Origin of the sequence: Burkholderia sp. MSMB1078WGS, assembly GCF_001528895.1 — a bacterium.
Taxonomy (GTDB): Bacteria; Pseudomonadota; Gammaproteobacteria; order Burkholderiales; family Burkholderiaceae; genus Burkholderia.
On sequence record NZ_LPDI01000085.1, the window covers coordinates 75,509 to 90,252 of the forward strand.

The following is a 14,744-nucleotide window of genomic DNA, read 5'->3' on the forward strand; positions in this document are numbered from 1 at the left end:
ATTCCTTTGACTCGGCTTAGAACGTGCGCGGCTTCGGCGGCACGGATTCGACCGTCAGCGGCTTCATTTGTACCGGCTTGTAGTCGAGGCGATCGCCTTCGCTGTACCACAGCGTGTGGCGCAGCCAGTTCTCGTCGTCGCGGTGTTCGTAGTCGCTGTGCGCGTGCGCGCCGCGGCTTTCCTTGCGTGCTTCCGCCGACACCATCGTCGCGCGGGCGACTTCGATCAGGTTCTCCAGCTCGAGCGCTTCGACGCGCGCGGTGTTGAACACCTTCGACTTGTCCTTCAGGTGGATGTTTTCCACGCGCGCCTTCAGGCCGGCCATCTGGTCGACGCCTTCCTTCAGCAGTTCCGACGTGCGGAACACGCCTGCGTGCTTCTGCATCGTCGAGCGGATGTCGTTCGCGACGTCCTGCGTGTATTCGCCCGACGTCGACTTGTCGAGCTTCGCCAGGCGCGCCAGCGAGAATTCGCCTGCGTCGGCCGGCAGCGGCTTGTGTTCCTTCTGGTTCTTCACGTGCTCGACGATGTGGTTGCCGGCCGCACGGCCGAACACCACGAGGTCCAGCAGCGAGTTCGTGCCGAGGCGGTTCGCGCCGTGCACGGACACGCACGAGCATTCGCCCACTGCGTAGAAGCCGTTGACCGGTTCCTTGTGATCGCGCGACGTGCCGACGACCTGACCGTGGATGTTGGTCGGGATGCCGCCCATCTGGTAGTGGATCGTCGGGACGACCGGGATCGGTTCCTTGATGCAGTCGACGTTCGCGAATTTCAGCGCGATTTCGCGGATCGACGGCAGACGCTTCATGATCGTCTCGGCGCCGATGTGCGACAGGTCGAGCAGCACGTGATCCTTGTTCGGACCGACGCCGCGGCCTTCCTTGATTTCCTGGTCCATCGAACGCGACACGAAGTCACGCGGCGCCAGATCCTTCAGCGTCGGCGCATAGCGCTCCATGAAGCGCTCGCCGTTCGAGTTGCGCAGGATGCCGCCCTCGCCGCGCACGCCTTCGGTGATCAGCACGCCCGCGCCGGCCACGCCGGTCGGGTGGAACTGCCAGAACTCCATGTCCTGCAGCGCGATGCCCGAGCGCGCGGCCATGCCGAGGCCGTCGCCGGTGTTGATGAACGCGTTCGTCGATGCCGCGAAGATCCGACCTGCGCCGCCCGTCGCGAACAGCGTCGTCTTGCCTTCCATGATGTAGACGTCGCCCGTCTCCATTTCGAGCGCCGTCACGCCGAGCACGTCGCCGTCCGCGTCGCGGATCAGGTCGAGCGCCATCCATTCGACGAAGAACTGCGTCTTCGCCTCGACGTTCTGCTGGTACAGCGTGTGCAGCAGCGCGTGACCGGTACGGTCGGCGGCCGCGCAAGCGCGCTGGACCGGCTTCTCGCCGTAGTTCGCGGTGTGGCCGCCGAACGGGCGCTGGTAGATCGTGCCGTCCGCGTTGCGGTCGAACGGCATGCCGAAGTGCTCGAGCTCGTACACGACGTTCGGCGCTTCACGGCACATGAATTCGATCGCGTCCTGGTCGCCGAGCCAGTCGGAGCCCTTGATCGTGTCGTAGAAGTGGAAGTGCCAGTTGTCTTCGCTCATGTTGCCGAGCGACGCACCGATGCCGCCTTGCGCGGCGACCGTGTGCGAACGCGTCGGGAACACCTTCGACAGCACGCCGACCGACAGGCCCGCGCGCGACAGTTGCAGCGCTGCGCGCAAGCCGGAGCCGCCTGCGCCGACGATCACGACGTCGAACTTGCGGCGCGGGAGGGAAGTTTTGATTGCAGCCATTCTTTACACTCTCCAGAGAATCTGCGCGGCATAGCCCGCACATGCGAGCAGCCAGACGATGGTCAGCGATTGCAGCAGCAGGCGCACACCGACGGGCTTCACGTAGTCCATCCAGATGTCGCGCACGCCGACCCATGCGTGGTAGAAGAGGGAGAGCAGCATCACGAAGGTCGCGAGCTTCATCCATTGCGCGGCGAAGATCGATGCCCAGCCTTCGTACGAGAAATCGTGCGCGCCGAAGAAGAGGACGAGCAGAATGACCGTGTAGACCGCCATGATCGTGGCGGTGACGCGCTGCGCGAGCCAGTCGCGCAGGCCGTAGTGTGCGCCGACGACGAGGCGCTTCGAGCCGATTCGGTTATTGGCTGCCATTTTCTTAGAATGCTCCGAACAGTTTGAGTGCCATGGCGATCGTCAGCGCGATCGAGACGACAAAGACGACGACGGCCGTCCGCTTGCCGCCTTCCTTCGAGACGGCGTCGTGGTTGACGTCCATCAGCAGGTGGCGAATGCCGGCGCAGAAATGGTGGAAGAAGGCCCACGACAACGCGAGGACGATCAGCTTGACGACGATGTTGGAGAGGAAAGCCTTGAAGACTTCGAAGCTGAGCTCGGAGGTGAGGCTCTGGTCGAAGAGGAACAGCAGGAACGGCAGGAACAGGAACAGCAGCGCGCCGCTGATACGATGGAGAATCGACAATGTCGCCGCCAGCGGCATGCGATATTTCAACGTGATGTCGCCGATTCCGATGTTCCGGTATTCCGGCCTCGGCTTTCTTACTGCGTCAGTCATGCTAGACCCCTACTATGTTGTCACACTAATCCGCGATTTTAGCGCCTTTTTATATCGCGCTGCAGCGAAAGTCTGCTCTGGATAATTGCGCGAACAAGAACAAAGGCGGCCCGAAACGTGCTTCGCGAGCGTGGGAAACGCGAATGCACGCGGCTGAGCCGAACGTCGTCAGCTCAAGTCATTCTGATAGTAGTACCCGGTTGTGACATACCAGCCGCGACGCACCTCCACCGGCCGGTCCCCGTACGTATAGGACACGCGCTCGACCGACAGCAGCGGGAAGCCCGCCGGCACGTGCAGCAGGTCGGCCACCGCCGGATCCGCCGCCACCGCGCGGATCTTCTCCGTCGCGCGGATCATCCGCGTACCGAACTCCGTCTCGAACATCGCGTAGAGCGGCCCCTTGTACTCGCTCAACCGCTCGAACGTGAGCCCGCGGAACATCGCGCCCGGCAGCCAGATCTCGTCGAGCACCGTCACTTCGCCGTCGAATTCCAGCAGGCGGCGCACCTGCACGACCGGATCGGCGGGCTTCAGGTCGAGCTGCCGCGCGATCTCGGCCGGCGCGCGCAGGCGCCGGCATTCGAGCAGACGGCTCACGTGCGGGTGCTCGGCGCCGTCGTCGGCCAGCAGACGCAGGAAGCGGAATTGCGCGCGATCCTCGTTGTGCGTTGCAACAAAAGTGCCCTTGCCCTGCCGCCGGACCACGAGGTTCTCGGCGGCCAGCTCGTCGATCGCCTTGCGCACGGTGCCCTGGCTGACCTTGTAGCGGGCCGCGAGCTCCACTTCGCTGGGGATGATCTCACCGGGCTTCCATTCGCCGGATTCGAGACTTTGCGTGATCAGTGACTTGATCTGCTGGTATAACGGGCTGAACGTCGGCGACGCGGACGCCGCGGGCGAGGCTGCGGGATCGCCCGCGCCCGGCTGCCCTGGGCCGCCTGCGCCGGTCTGATTCGCGGTGTTCGCCTGGTTCGATGTCATGGCGCGCATTTCATCACAAACCGCACTTTTTCGTCCACTCAATTTCCGCAAAACATCTGTCTTATATAAGACATATGATACCGTTTGACTTTGCGCGTGACGGCTCCTACACTCCCGGTCGAGCAAGGGTTCGCGGGTGCAACAGCGCGTCCCCGGCTACGTGCCTCGGCCGTCTCCAGGTTCACCGCGTCCGCCATCGCGAGTCCTCCGCCCTGCTTCAATGCAACGCTACGCACAACGCGCATAGAATGGCGTTTTCGCTCGCGTCCAACGCTTCACCCGTCCTGGAGATTTTCAATGGCTAAGCCCGCAAAGCGCGTTGCCGTCACCGGCGCCGCAGGTCAAATCGCTTACTCCCTGCTGTTCCGCATCGCGAACGGCGACCTGCTCGGCAAGGATCAGCCGGTCATCCTGCAACTGCTCGACCTCCCGCAAGCCCAAGCCGCCGTCAAAGGCGTCGTGATGGAACTCGACGACTGCGCGTTCCCGCTGCTCGCGGGCGTCGTGATCACCGACGATCCGAAGGTGGCATTCAAGGATGCAGACGTCGCGCTGCTGGTCGGTGCACGTCCGCGCTCGAAGGGCATGGAGCGCAAGGACCTGCTGTCGGCGAACGCCGAGATCTTCACGGTTCAGGGCGCTGCGCTGAACGAAGTCGCCAGCCGCGACGTGAAGGTGCTGGTCGTCGGCAACCCGGCGAACACGAACGCGTACATCGCGATGAAGTCGGCGCCGGATCTGCCGAAGAAGAACTTCACGGCCATGCTGCGCCTCGACCACAACCGCGCGCTGTCGCAGCTCGCCGCCAAGTCGGGCAAGCCGGTCGCGTCGATCGAGAAGCTCGCCGTGTGGGGCAACCACTCGCCGACGATGTACCCCGACTTCCGCTTCGCGACCGCCGAAGGCGAATCGCTGCTGAAGCTGATCAACGACGACGTGTGGAACCGCGACACGTTCATCCCGACCGTCGGCAAGCGCGGCGCCGCGATCATCGAAGCGCGCGGCCTGTCGTCGGCCGCGTCGGCAGCCAACGCGGCGATCGACCACGTCCGTGACTGGGTGCTCGGCACGAACGGCAAGTGGGTCACGATGGGCATCCCGTCGGACGGCTCGTACGGCATCCCCGAAGACATCATCTACGGCGTGCCGGTCACCTGCGAAAACGGCGAGTACAAGCGTGTCGAAGGCCTGGAAATCGACGCGTTCTCGCGCGAGAAGATGGACGGCACGCTGGCCGAGCTGCTCGAAGAGCGCGACGGCGTCGCCCACCTGCTGAAGAATTAAGCCTCACGCATCGCGCCGGGCGGCCTTCGGGGCGCCCGGCTTCGGCACGGGCCGGCACGCCGCCGGCCCTGCCGATCGATCCGATCCGCGCACGTTTTGCCGCCCGCGCCCGCCGCGCGCCGGCCCAGAACCTGCCCGAATCCGATTTTCTCCACGTTGACCCGCTTCCCTGACGTAGACGAGATGGCCGCGCTCACTCCTGCACAAGTGCTGTACGACGGGGCGTCACCGCCCGCGATCCTGCCCTGCTGCGATCACTACGCGGGCAGCGAGAAGCTGATGCGCAAGTCGCTCGCACTACAGGCCGAACTGGGCCCCGTGTTCGACGTCACGTTCGACTGCGAGGATGGCGCGGCCGTCGGCCAGGAAGCCGCGCACGCGGCGCTCGTCGCCGATCTGCTCGGCAGCGCCGAGAACCGCTTCGGCCGCGTCGGCGTCCGCATCCACGACTTTTCCCACCCGCACTGGCGCGACGACGTGCGCATCGTGCTGCGCGCATCCCGCGTACCCGCCTACATCACGCTGCCGAAGGTCGCGAACGCCGCCGACGCGGCCGAAATGACCGCGTTCATCGAAGGCACGCGCCGCGAGCTCGGCATCGCGCAGCCGATCGCGGTCGACGTGCTGGTCGAGACGCACGGCGCGCTCGCGCAGGCGGCCGCCCTCGCCGCGCTGCCGACGGTCGGCACGCTGAGCTTCGGGCTGATGGATTTCGTCTCCGCGCACCACGGCGCGATCCCCGATTCCGCGATGCGCTCGCCCGGCCAGTTCGACCATCCGCTCGTACGCCGCGCGAAGCTGGAAATCGCCTCGGCCTGTCACGCGCACGGCAAGACGCCGTCGCACAACGTGACGACCGAGGTGCGCGACATGGGCGTCGTCGCCGGCGACGCACGCCGCGCGCGCGACGAATTCGCATTCACGCGGATGTGGAGCATCCACCCCGCGCAGATCCGCCCGATCGTCGACGCGTTCGCACCGCGCACCGACGAAGTCACGCTGGCCGCCGAGATCCTGCTGGCCGCGCAGGCCACCGACTGGGGCCCGACGCGCCACGGTGATACGCTGCACGATCGCGCGAGTTATCGTTATTACTGGTCGGTGCTGCGCCGCGCGCGGGCCACCGGCCAGCCCGTACCGGACGAGGCCGCGCCGCTGTTCGGGCCGGCCGCCGCAGGCGCCGCGCGTTGAGTGTGCGCCGCCGGCCGATACACGAGTTTCATGCATTCGCGGTTTCGCGAACCGGATAGACGTTTGCGAAACGACAAAAAACGTAACGGAGCCCGAAAACCTGATGTATGCGCGGCCAAATAGGTGAAAATAGCGGCCGCTGCGCGCTTTCGGGGCGCGTGCAGTTTCAAACCGGCCGGCGGTTTCGATTGCCGGCCCTTGTCAACTGATTATCGAAAGGTTCTGACTCCATGAAGAAACTCCTGATCGCTACCGCCATCGGCGCCTTGTCCGCCACGATGCTGGTGTCGGCTCCGAGCGCGTTTGCCCAGGGTACGGCCACCACGACCGCGAAGAAGGCCACGGCCAAGCGCCCGGCGCCGGCCAAGCGCATCATCCCGCGCAGCAAGAAGGCGCAGGCACGCGCGGCCGCCAAGGTCGATCCGGTACCGGACGGCGCGGTCAAGTGGTCCTGCAAGGAAGGTCTGTCGTTCGACCTCGCCGGCGACATGAAGCGCGACCAGGTCGTCACGGTTCACTGGGCGAAGAAGAACTACAAGCTGCCGCGTCAGGCCACGACGACGGGCGCCGACACGTTCTACGATCCGGCAGCCGGCTTCAAGCTGGTCGTGATCCCGAGCAAGGCGATGCTGTTCTCCGACGCAAACGGCGGCGAGCGCCTCGCTGACGAATGCGTCACGCCGGAAATGGCACAAGGCGGCGCAGCGCCGACGCAGGCGAACGAACTGAAGCCGGCAACGAACTAAGTACGTTCCTCCCGGCCCCTCGATGTCCGCCCCGGTCTCCAACGCCCGCCCTGCTCCGGATACGGTACTCGTCGACATCGTCGACTACGTGCTGAACCCCGGCATCGACAGCGCGCTCGCGCTGGAGACGGCGCGTCATTGCCTGATCGACACGCTCGGATGCGGACTCGAGGCGCTGTCCTACCCTGCCTGCACCAAGCTGCTCGGCCCGGTCGTGCCCGGCACGATCGTACCGAACGGCGCGAAGGTGCCCGGCACGTCCTTCCAGCTCGATCCCGTCCAGGCCGCGTTCGGCATCGGCGCGATGATCCGCTGGCTGGACTTCAACGACACCTGGCTCGCCGCCGAATGGGGTCATCCGTCCGACAACCTCGGCGGAATCCTGGCGACGGCCGACTGGCTCTCCCGCACGGCCCGCGCGGCCGGCCGGAAGCCGCTCACGATGCGCGACGTGCTGGTCGCGATGATCCAGGCCCACGAGATCCAGGGCTGCCTCGCGCTCGAGAACGCGTTCAACGCGGTCGGGCTCGACCACGTGCTGCTCGTGAAGGTCGCGTCGACGGCCGTCGTCGGCCGGCTGCTCGGGCTCACGCGCGACGAGCTGATCAACGCGGTCTCCCATGCGTTCGTCGACGGGCACGCGCTGCGTACCTACCGCCATGCGCCGAACACCGGTTCGCGCAAATCCTGGGCGGCCGGCGACGCCACGTCCCGCGCGGTGCGCCTCGCGCTGATCGCGAAAACGGGTGAAATGGGCTATCCGTCGGCGCTCACCGCCAAGACCTGGGGCTTCTACGACGTGCTGTTCGACGGCAAGCCGTTCCGCTTCCAGCGCCCGTACGGCACGTACGTGATGGAAAACGTGCTGTTCAAGATTGCGTTTCCCGCCGAATTCCATGCGCAGACGGCCGCCGAGGCCGCGCTGCAACTGCACGCGCAGCTCGCCGCGGCGGGCCGCACGACCGACGACATCGCGCGGATCACGATCCGCACGCATGCGGCCGCCATCCGCATCATCGACAAGCAAGGCCCGCTCGCCAATCCGGCCGACCGCGACCACTGCATCCAGTACATGGTCGCCGTGCCGCTGCTGTTCGGCCGGCTGACCGCGGCCGACTACGAAGACGCGGCCGCGGCCGACCCGCGCATCGACGCGCTGCGTGCGAAGACCGTGTGCGTCGAGGATCCGCAGTTCACGAAGGATTATCACGATCCGGACAAGCGATCGATCGCAAATGCGCTGACGATCGAGTTCACGGACGGATCGAAGCTTGCCGAAGTGGCGGTCGAGTACCCGCTCGGCCATCGGCGGCGCCGTGCGGACGGCATCCCGCTGCTGGTCGACAAATTCCGCACCAACCTCGCCCGCCGCTTCCCGGCCAAGCAGCAACAAGCGATTCTCGACGTGTCGCTGGACCAGGCAAAGCTCGACGCGATGCCGGTCGATGAGTACGTCGACTTGTATGTGATATAGCCCCCACAGGACACGTTGTTTCCTAGCCTCAAACCCAGGAAAATCACCATGGCCCACAATCTCCACAAGACCCTCAAGGAATTCGACAGCGGTTCCGGCAAAGGCAAGTTCTACTCGCTGCCGCAACTCGGCAAGGAACTGAAGACGAAGATCGAGCGCCTGCCGGTGTCGATCCGCATCGTGCTCGAGTCCGTGCTGCGCAACTACGACGGCAAGAAGATCACCGAAGAGCACATCGAGCAGCTCGCGAACTGGAAGCCGACCGCGAAACGTGTCGACGAGATTCCGTTCGTCGTGTCGCGCGTCGTGCTGCAGGACTTCACGGGCGTGCCGCTGCTGGCCGACATCGCGGCCATGCGCGGCGTCGCCGAGCGCACGGGCAAGAACCCGAAGAAGATCGAGCCGCTGGTGCCGGTCGATCTCGTCGTCGATCACTCGGTCCAGATCGACTACTTCCGCCAGAAGGACGCGCTCGACCTGAACATGAAGCTGGAATTCCAGCGCAACAACGAGCGCTACCAGTTCATGAAGTGGGGCATGCAGGCGTTCGACACGTTCAAGGTCGTGCCGCCGGGCGTCGGCATCGTGCACCAGGTGAACCTCGAATATCTCGCGCGCGGCGTCCACAAGAAGACCGACGGCGCCGATACCGTGTACTACCCGGACACCCTCGTCGGCACGGACAGCCACACGACGATGATCAACGGCATCGGCGTGGTCGGCTGGGGCGTGGGCGGCATCGAGGCGGAAGCCGGCATGCTCGGCCAGCCGGTGTATTTCCTGACGCCGGACGTGGTCGGCGTCGAGCTCAAGGGCAGGCTGCGCGAAGGCGTGACGGCCACCGACCTGGTGCTGACGATCACCGAAATGCTGCGCAAGGAGAAGGTCGTCGGCAAGTTCGTCGAATTCTTCGGCGAAGGCACGCAGTCGCTGTCGCTGCCGGACCGCGCGACGATCGGCAACATGGCGCCGGAATACGGCGCGACGATGGGCTTCTTCCCGGTCGACGAAAAGACGATCGAGTACTTCGAAGGCACGGGCCGCACGAAGGCCGAGATCGCCGCGTTCGAAAACTACTTCAAGGCGCAGAACCTGTTCGGCATCCCGAAGGCCGGCGACATCGACTACACGAAGACGGTGACGCTCGACCTGGCGACGGTTGCCCCGTCGCTGGCCGGCCCGAAGCGCCCGCAGGACCGCATCGAGATCGGCAACGTCAAGTCGACGTTCACCGACCTGTTCTCGAAGCCGGTCGCGGAGAACGGCTTCGCGAAGAAGGCGGAAGACCTGAACACGCAGTACACGACGAGCAACGGCGTCGACGTGAAGAACGGCGACGTGCTGATCGCCGCGATCACGTCGTGCACGAACACGTCGAACCCGAGCGTGCTGCTGGCTGCCGGCCTGCTCGCGAAGAAGGCGGTCGAGGCCGGCCTCACGGTCGATCCGAAGATCAAGACCTCGCTCGCGCCAGGATCGCGCATCGTCACCGAATACCTGACGAAGACGGGCCTGCTGCCCTACCTGTCGAAGCTCGGCTTCGAAGTCGCGGCCTATGGCTGCACGACCTGTATCGGCAACGCGGGCGACCTGACGCCGGAACTGAACGAAGCGATCACGAAGAACGACATCGTCGCGGCGGCCGTGCTGTCGGGCAACCGTAACTTCGAAGCGCGCATTCACCCGAACATCCGCGCGAACTTCCTCGCGTCGCCGCCGCTCGTCGTCGCGTACGCGATCGCCGGCAACATCACGCGCGACCTGATGACCGAGCCGGTCGGCAAGGGCAAGGGCGGCCGCGACATCTACCTCGGCGACATCTGGCCGACGAGCGACGAAATCCACGCGCTGCTCAAGTTCGCGCTCGATCCGAAGAAGTTCGAGGACAACTACTCGAAGCTGACCAAGAAGGGCGACCTCTGGAGCAAGATCGAGGGCGAATCGGGCGAAGTCTACGACTGGCCGAAGTCGACCTACATCGCCGAGCCGCCGTTCTTCGGCAACGACTTCTCGATGGAGCCGGCTGCATCGATTCCGACGGTCAAGGGCGCGCGTGCGCTCGGCATCTTCGGCGACTCGGTCACGACCGACCACATCAGCCCGGCAGGCTCGATCAAGGAAGATTCGCCGGCCGGCAAGTGGCTGAAGGAAAACGGCGTGCAGAAGGCCGACTTCAACAGCTACGGCTCGCGCCGCGGCAACCACGACGTGATGATGCGCGGCACGTTCGCGAACGTCCGGATCAAGAACCTGATGATCCCGGCGAAGGCCGACGGCACGCGCGTCGAGGGCGGCCTGACGATCCACCAGCCGAGCGGCGAACAGCTGTCGATCTACGACGCAGCGATGAAGTACGTCGACGCCGGCACGCCGACCGTCGTGTTCGCGGGCGAGGAGTACGGCACGGGCTCGTCGCGCGACTGGGCCGCGAAGGGCACGCAGTTGCTCGGCGTGAAGGCCGTGATCGCGCGCAGCTTCGAGCGCATCCACCGCTCGAACCTGGTCGGCATGGGCGTGCTGCCGCTGCAGTTCAAGGGCGCGGACAGCGTCCAGTCGCTCGGCATCACCGGCGAAGAGACGTACGACATCGAAGGCCTCGGCGACGACTTCAAGCCGCAGCAGGACGTCACGCTCGTGATCCATCGCAAGAACGGCGAAACCCAGCGCGTGCCGGTGCTGCTGCGCATCGATACGCCGATCGAAGTCGACTACTACAAGCACGGCGGGATCCTGCCGTTCGTGCTGCGCTCGCTGCTCGCAGCGTAAGCGCGCAGCCGTTGCAGGCACCGCAGCCGCCTCGCGGGCGGTTGCGGCCGATTTGGATGCCCGACCTCGTGTCGGGCTTTTTTTCGCCCGTGCTTTACGTGGCTGTACGCGGCTTTACGCGCCCTTAAGTGCCTTAAGCCGCCTTGTCTGCGCGCGCCTTCGCGCCCGAGCCTCGCGCGTTCTTCTTCAGGTGCGTGCGGTTGTATTCGATCGCCGCGCGCACGAGATTCTTCAACGCCCGCTTGTCGAGCTTGTCGCCTTCGAACAGATCGATCGCGCGTCGCGCATTGCCGTCGAGGCCGTCGTTGAACAGCTTGTCCGGATCGGGGAGCTGCGCGCCGTGCATGAACGTCACTTTCACCTTGCCCTTGTGCGCGTTCGCGACCGCGATCGTCCCGTCGCACGACCAGACGGGGCTGCCCATCCATTTCCATTCCTCGACGATGCCCGCTTGCGCCGCGAGGATCGTCTGGCGCACGTCGGCCAAGGTCTTGCCGCGCCAGTCGGCGATGCCCGCGATCAGCGCATCGATGCGCGCCGACGGCGTGAGGTCCGGTGCACTCATGCGCGGGCCTCCGTGCCTTCGTCGGGACGCGACAGCACCTGTGCGAGCGAGTCGAAGAACCGTACCCAGCCGTACTGCGCGCCGCGGTACGCCTGCTCCTGGTCGGGGCGGAAGCCGACCTGCTCCATGCGCAGGTGCGTGCCGGCCGGCGTCGGCGTGAGCGTCCACGTCACGATGCTGTCGAGCCCGTGCGCCGCCCACGTATAAGACAGCGTGCGATGCGGCTCGATCGTGAGGACCGTGCAGTCGACCGAGCCCCAGTCCGCGCGGAAATGGAAGGCATGGCCCGCGACGGGCTCGAAGTCGCTCTTCATGAGCCACACCTCGATCAGGTGCGGTTGCGTGAGCGCGCGCCAGATTTTCTCCGGCGGATGGGGCAGTTCCCGGTCGACGACGACGGAGCGCGTTTCGGTAGTGGCTTGGTTCATTACTGATCCATCCTTTTGAGCAGATCTTCGAGGGCATCGAACCGGCTCTGCCAGAAGCCTGCCATCTGGCTCGTCCAGTCGATCAACGGGGCCAGCGCTTTCGGCTGCGCGCTGTAGTGCGTCTGCCGGCCTTCGTGACGGTCGTTCACGAGCCCGGCCTGCTTCAGTACGCCAAGGTGTTTCGACACGGCCGGCTGCGAGACGCCCGCATGGGCCGTCAGCGCGGCAACCGTCAGTTCCCCCTCCGCGCACAGCCGCTCGAAAAGCGCGCGGCGCGTGGGATCGGCAAGCGTTCTGAAAAGCGTGTCCTGAGCAGTTTGCATGTCGTCCTTCGATTCATAACCGATCGGTTATGAATCGAAGGATATCCGCTGATCGGCATACGTCAAGGCGCAATTTCGCGCACCACGCGGATCGATCTCTGCACGACCGCCACGTGCGCCGCACCGGCTCGAGCCGACGCCGAATTCGAGTCTTTCCTCTAATTCACGATTACGACGTGCGATCCGAAAGCCGCCTGCAAGACTGGCCGATGCGCCGTTCCACAGTTCGGGAAACGTTCGGGGTCGGCCGGCTCCGTTCACATCCCTGCGCGAATCGGTTCCTGACGAGTCGCTTCCAATGACCACATAGTGCGATCCGACGTGCAGCCATTGACACGCAAACGCCATGCATCCGCGCGGCGCGCCCGTCCACGACCGCGCACATTCCGATGCTGCAACGAGCGACGCGTGCGCGGGAGCGACGCGCGTTGCCACGCCTTCGCACCGCGAACCGGTTCCGCTCACCGGCGCCGCCACTCCCGGCGCGCACGGCGCCGCGCATGCACTCATGCGCCCCCGTTGTCAGAACTGACAGCTATGGAAACTGGCAGCTACCCGAACGGCACCGACGCCCTACGCTCGTCACCGCTCGCGGCCCCACAAGGGCCGGGGGTTCCAGTAACGTCGCCTCTCCTAAAAAAGGACTCCCGATGAAAAGGAACGCCTGGTTTGCCCTTCCCCTTCCGTCGCCCCGCCGCCTTGCGTGCGTGGCACCGCTCGTGTTCGCCGCCGCGGCGGCGCACGCGGCGACGGATTGGGTCGATACCCATACGAAGGCCTTTCTGACCGGCCCGCAGTTGATGGCGCGCAGTGCGGCGCCGTCGCTCGAACTCGCGGCCGGCGAGACGACCGACATCGTCGTCAGCCTGAAGCTGCGCAACGCCGCCCAGCTCAAGCAACTGGCGCGCGACGTGAACCGGCCCGGCAGCGCGCATTACCGCCAGTACCTGACGCACGAGCAGTTCCTCGCGAACTACGCGCCGACCGACGCGCAGGTGAAGTCGGTCGTCGACTATCTGCACAAGAGCGGCTTCGTGAACGTCGAAGTCGCGCCGAACCGGCTGCTGGTTTCCGCGCACGGCACGGCTGGCACGGTGAAGACCGCGTTCAACACGTCGCTCGTGCACTTCCAGTACGCGGGCCGCTCGGGCTTCGCCAACACGTCGACCGCGCAGGTGCCGCGTGCACTCGGCGACGTCGTCGGCTCGGTGCTCGGGCTGCAAAGTGTCGCGCGTGCGCGGCCGATGCTGCGCGTCGGCAACGTGGCGAAGCCGCAAACGCTCGCGGCCGGCACGGCGACGGGCCACTACCCGAAGGAATTCCCGGGCCTCTACAACGCGACCGGCGTGCCGACCGCGGCCGGCGTGACCGTCGGCATCATCACGATCGGCGGCGTATCGCAGACGCTGCAGGACCTGAAGCAGTTCACGTCGAGCAACGGCTACGGCACGGTCGCGACGCAGACCGTCAAGACCAACGGCACGGGCGGCAGCTACACCGACGACCAGGACGGCCAGGGCGAATGGGATCTCGACAGCCAGTCGATCGTCGGCTCGGCCGGCGGCCAGGTCGGCAAGCTGGTGTTCTACATGGCGGACCTCAACGCCGCCGGCAACACGGGCCTCACGCAGGCGTTCAACCGTGCGGTGTCGGACAACACCGCGAAGGTGATCAACGTCTCGCTCGGCTGGTGCGAAACCGATGCGAACGCGGACGGCACGCTCGACGCCGAGGAACAGATCTTCACGACGGCGGCCGCGCAGGGCCAGACGTTCTCGGTATCGTCCGGCGACGAAGGCGTGTACGAGTGCAACAACCGCGGCTACCCGGACGGCGCGAACTACACGGTGTCGTGGCCGGCTTCGTCGCCGCACGTGCTCGCGATCGGCGGCACGACGCTCTACACGACGTCGGCCGGCGCGTTCTCGAAGGAGACGGTGTGGAACGAAGGGCTCGATTCGAACGGCAAGCTGTGGGCGACGGGCGGGGGCGTCAGCACGGTCCTGCCGGCGCCGGCGTGGCAGTCGGGCAGCAACCGTCAACTGCCGGACGTGTCGTTCGACGCCGCGCAGAGCACGGGCGCGTACATTTACAACTACGGCCAGTTGCAGCAGATCGGCGGCACGAGCCTCGCCGCGCCGATCTTCACGGGCTTCTGGGCGCGGCTGCTCGCGGCGAACGGCACGGGCCTCGGCTTCCCTGCCGGCAACTTCTACGCGGACATTCCGGCGAACCCGTCGCTCGTGCGCTATGACGTCGTGTCGGGGAACAACGGCTATCAGGGGTACGGCTACAACGCAGGCACCGGCTGGGATCCGACGACCGGCTTCGGCAGCCTGAACATCGCGAACCTCAACCAGCTGATCAAGTCCGGCGGGTTCTGAGCGATGCATGAAGA

General features: G+C 65.7%; 13 protein-coding genes. 6 read left to right on the forward strand and 7 right to left on the reverse strand.

Annotated features, from left to right (window positions below):
• Positions 1-16: 16 nt before the first annotated feature.
• The 4 genes from sdhA to WT24_RS20860 all read right to left on the reverse strand — a co-directional run bounded on the left by sdhA (position 17) and on the right by WT24_RS20860 (position 3,578).
• Positions 17-1,792 (reverse strand): succinate dehydrogenase flavoprotein subunit, encoded by a 1,776-nt coding sequence (gene sdhA / locus WT24_RS20845; protein WP_034205187.1) that lies wholly within the window; start codon positions 1,790-1,792, stop codon positions 17-19.
• A 3-nt stretch (positions 1,793-1,795) separates the two neighbouring features.
• Entirely contained in the window at positions 1,796-2,164 is a 369-nt protein-coding gene (gene sdhD, locus WT24_RS20850) for a succinate dehydrogenase, hydrophobic membrane anchor protein (protein WP_006487767.1), read from the reverse strand.
• A gap of 4 nt (positions 2,165-2,168) precedes the next feature.
• Complete coding sequence (gene sdhC, locus WT24_RS20855; protein ID WP_034205188.1) at positions 2,169-2,585, reverse strand: succinate dehydrogenase, cytochrome b556 subunit; 417 nt, start codon at positions 2,583-2,585, stop codon at positions 2,169-2,171.
• A gap of 168 nt (positions 2,586-2,753) precedes the next feature.
• Positions 2,754-3,578: a GntR family transcriptional regulator gene (locus tag WT24_RS20860; RefSeq protein WP_082741959.1), complete on the reverse strand. Its 825-nt coding sequence runs from the start codon at positions 3,576-3,578 to the stop codon at positions 2,754-2,756.
• Between the two features lie 288 nt (positions 3,579-3,866).
• On the opposite strand from WT24_RS20860, the gene WT24_RS20865 reads away from it, so the two are divergent.
• The 5 genes from WT24_RS20865 to acnA all read left to right on the forward strand — a co-directional run bounded on the left by WT24_RS20865 (position 3,867) and on the right by acnA (position 11,030).
• A complete protein-coding gene (locus WT24_RS20865) occupies positions 3,867-4,853 on the forward strand; it encodes a malate dehydrogenase (protein WP_006487742.1) in 987 nt (328 codons plus the stop codon).
• A gap of 183 nt (positions 4,854-5,036) precedes the next feature.
• A complete protein-coding gene (locus WT24_RS20870; protein ID WP_060035745.1) occupies positions 5,037-6,044 on the forward strand; it encodes a CoA ester lyase in 1,008 nt (335 codons plus the stop codon).
• A gap of 230 nt (positions 6,045-6,274) precedes the next feature.
• Positions 6,275-6,790 carry a hypothetical protein gene (locus tag WT24_RS20875; protein WP_059501164.1) on the forward strand — a complete coding sequence of 172 codons (516 nt, stop codon included), beginning with the start codon at positions 6,275-6,277 and terminating at the stop codon, positions 6,788-6,790.
• Between the two features lie 22 nt (positions 6,791-6,812).
• A complete protein-coding gene (locus WT24_RS20880) occupies positions 6,813-8,264 on the forward strand; it encodes a bifunctional 2-methylcitrate dehydratase/aconitate hydratase (RefSeq protein WP_059501165.1) in 1,452 nt (483 codons plus the stop codon).
• A gap of 48 nt (positions 8,265-8,312) precedes the next feature.
• The gene (acnA, locus tag WT24_RS20885; RefSeq protein WP_059501166.1) at positions 8,313-11,030 is read left to right on the forward strand and encodes an aconitate hydratase AcnA; all 2,718 of its coding nucleotides are present in this window, start codon (positions 8,313-8,315) and stop codon (positions 11,028-11,030) included.
• 133 nt (positions 11,031-11,163) lie between these two features.
• On the opposite strand, the gene WT24_RS20890 is transcribed toward acnA, so the two are convergent.
• The 3 genes from WT24_RS20890 to WT24_RS20900 are packed head-to-tail and all read right to left on the reverse strand — an operon-like array spanning position 11,164 to position 12,346.
• Positions 11,164-11,595 carry a DUF1801 domain-containing protein gene (locus WT24_RS20890; protein ID WP_059501167.1) on the reverse strand — a complete coding sequence of 144 codons (432 nt, stop codon included), beginning with the start codon at positions 11,593-11,595 and terminating at the stop codon, positions 11,164-11,166.
• Positions 11,592-12,023, reverse strand: coding sequence for an SRPBCC domain-containing protein (locus WT24_RS20895; RefSeq protein ID WP_060035746.1), 432 nt, complete (start codon positions 12,021-12,023; stop codon positions 11,592-11,594). Before WT24_RS20895 ends, WT24_RS20890 begins: the two co-directional genes overlap by 4 nt.
• Positions 12,023-12,346, reverse strand: a complete 324-nt coding sequence (locus WT24_RS20900) for a helix-turn-helix transcriptional regulator (RefSeq protein ID WP_059501169.1) — start codon at positions 12,344-12,346, stop codon at positions 12,023-12,025. Before WT24_RS20900 ends, WT24_RS20895 begins: the two co-directional genes overlap by 1 nt.
• 650 nt (positions 12,347-12,996) lie before the next feature.
• Between WT24_RS20900 and WT24_RS20905 the strand changes: the two genes are divergently transcribed.
• Positions 12,997-14,730, forward strand: a complete 1,734-nt coding sequence (locus tag WT24_RS20905; protein WP_060035747.1) for a protease pro-enzyme activation domain-containing protein — start codon at positions 12,997-12,999, stop codon at positions 14,728-14,730.
• Positions 14,731-14,744 lie beyond the last annotated feature (14 nt).

Excerpts from the sequence above, each read along its gene's own strand:
- WT24_RS20880 (WP_059501165.1), top strand. The coding sequence starts at position 6,813 with ATGTCCGCCCCGGTCTCCAACGCCCGCCCTGCTCCGGATACGGTACTC.
- WT24_RS20875 (WP_059501164.1), top strand. The coding sequence starts at position 6,275 with ATGAAGAAACTCCTGATCGCTACCGCCATCGGCGCCTTGTCCGCCACG.
- WT24_RS20905 (WP_060035747.1), top strand. The coding sequence starts at position 12,997 with ATGAAAAGGAACGCCTGGTTTGCCCTTCCCCTTCCGTCGCCCCGCCGC.
- WT24_RS20895 (WP_060035746.1), bottom strand. The coding sequence starts at position 12,023 with ATGAACCAAGCCACTACCGAAACGCGCTCCGTCGTCGTCGACCGGGAA.
- WT24_RS20870 (WP_060035745.1), top strand. The coding sequence starts at position 5,037 with ATGGCCGCGCTCACTCCTGCACAAGTGCTGTACGACGGGGCGTCACCG.
- WT24_RS20900 (WP_059501169.1), bottom strand. The coding sequence starts at position 12,346 with ATGCAAACTGCTCAGGACACGCTTTTCAGAACGCTTGCCGATCCCACG.
- sdhA (WP_034205187.1), bottom strand. The coding sequence starts at position 1,792 with ATGGCTGCAATCAAAACTTCCCTCCCGCGCCGCAAGTTCGACGTCGTG.
- acnA (WP_059501166.1), top strand. The coding sequence starts at position 8,313 with ATGGCCCACAATCTCCACAAGACCCTCAAGGAATTCGACAGCGGTTCC.
- WT24_RS20860 (WP_082741959.1), bottom strand. The coding sequence starts at position 3,578 with ATGCGCGCCATGACATCGAACCAGGCGAACACCGCGAATCAGACCGGC.
- sdhC (WP_034205188.1), bottom strand. The coding sequence starts at position 2,585 with ATGACTGACGCAGTAAGAAAGCCGAGGCCGGAATACCGGAACATCGGA.
- WT24_RS20890 (WP_059501167.1), bottom strand. The coding sequence starts at position 11,595 with ATGAGTGCACCGGACCTCACGCCGTCGGCGCGCATCGATGCGCTGATC.
- WT24_RS20865 (WP_006487742.1), top strand. The coding sequence starts at position 3,867 with ATGGCTAAGCCCGCAAAGCGCGTTGCCGTCACCGGCGCCGCAGGTCAA.
- sdhD (WP_006487767.1), bottom strand. The coding sequence starts at position 2,164 with ATGGCAGCCAATAACCGAATCGGCTCGAAGCGCCTCGTCGTCGGCGCA.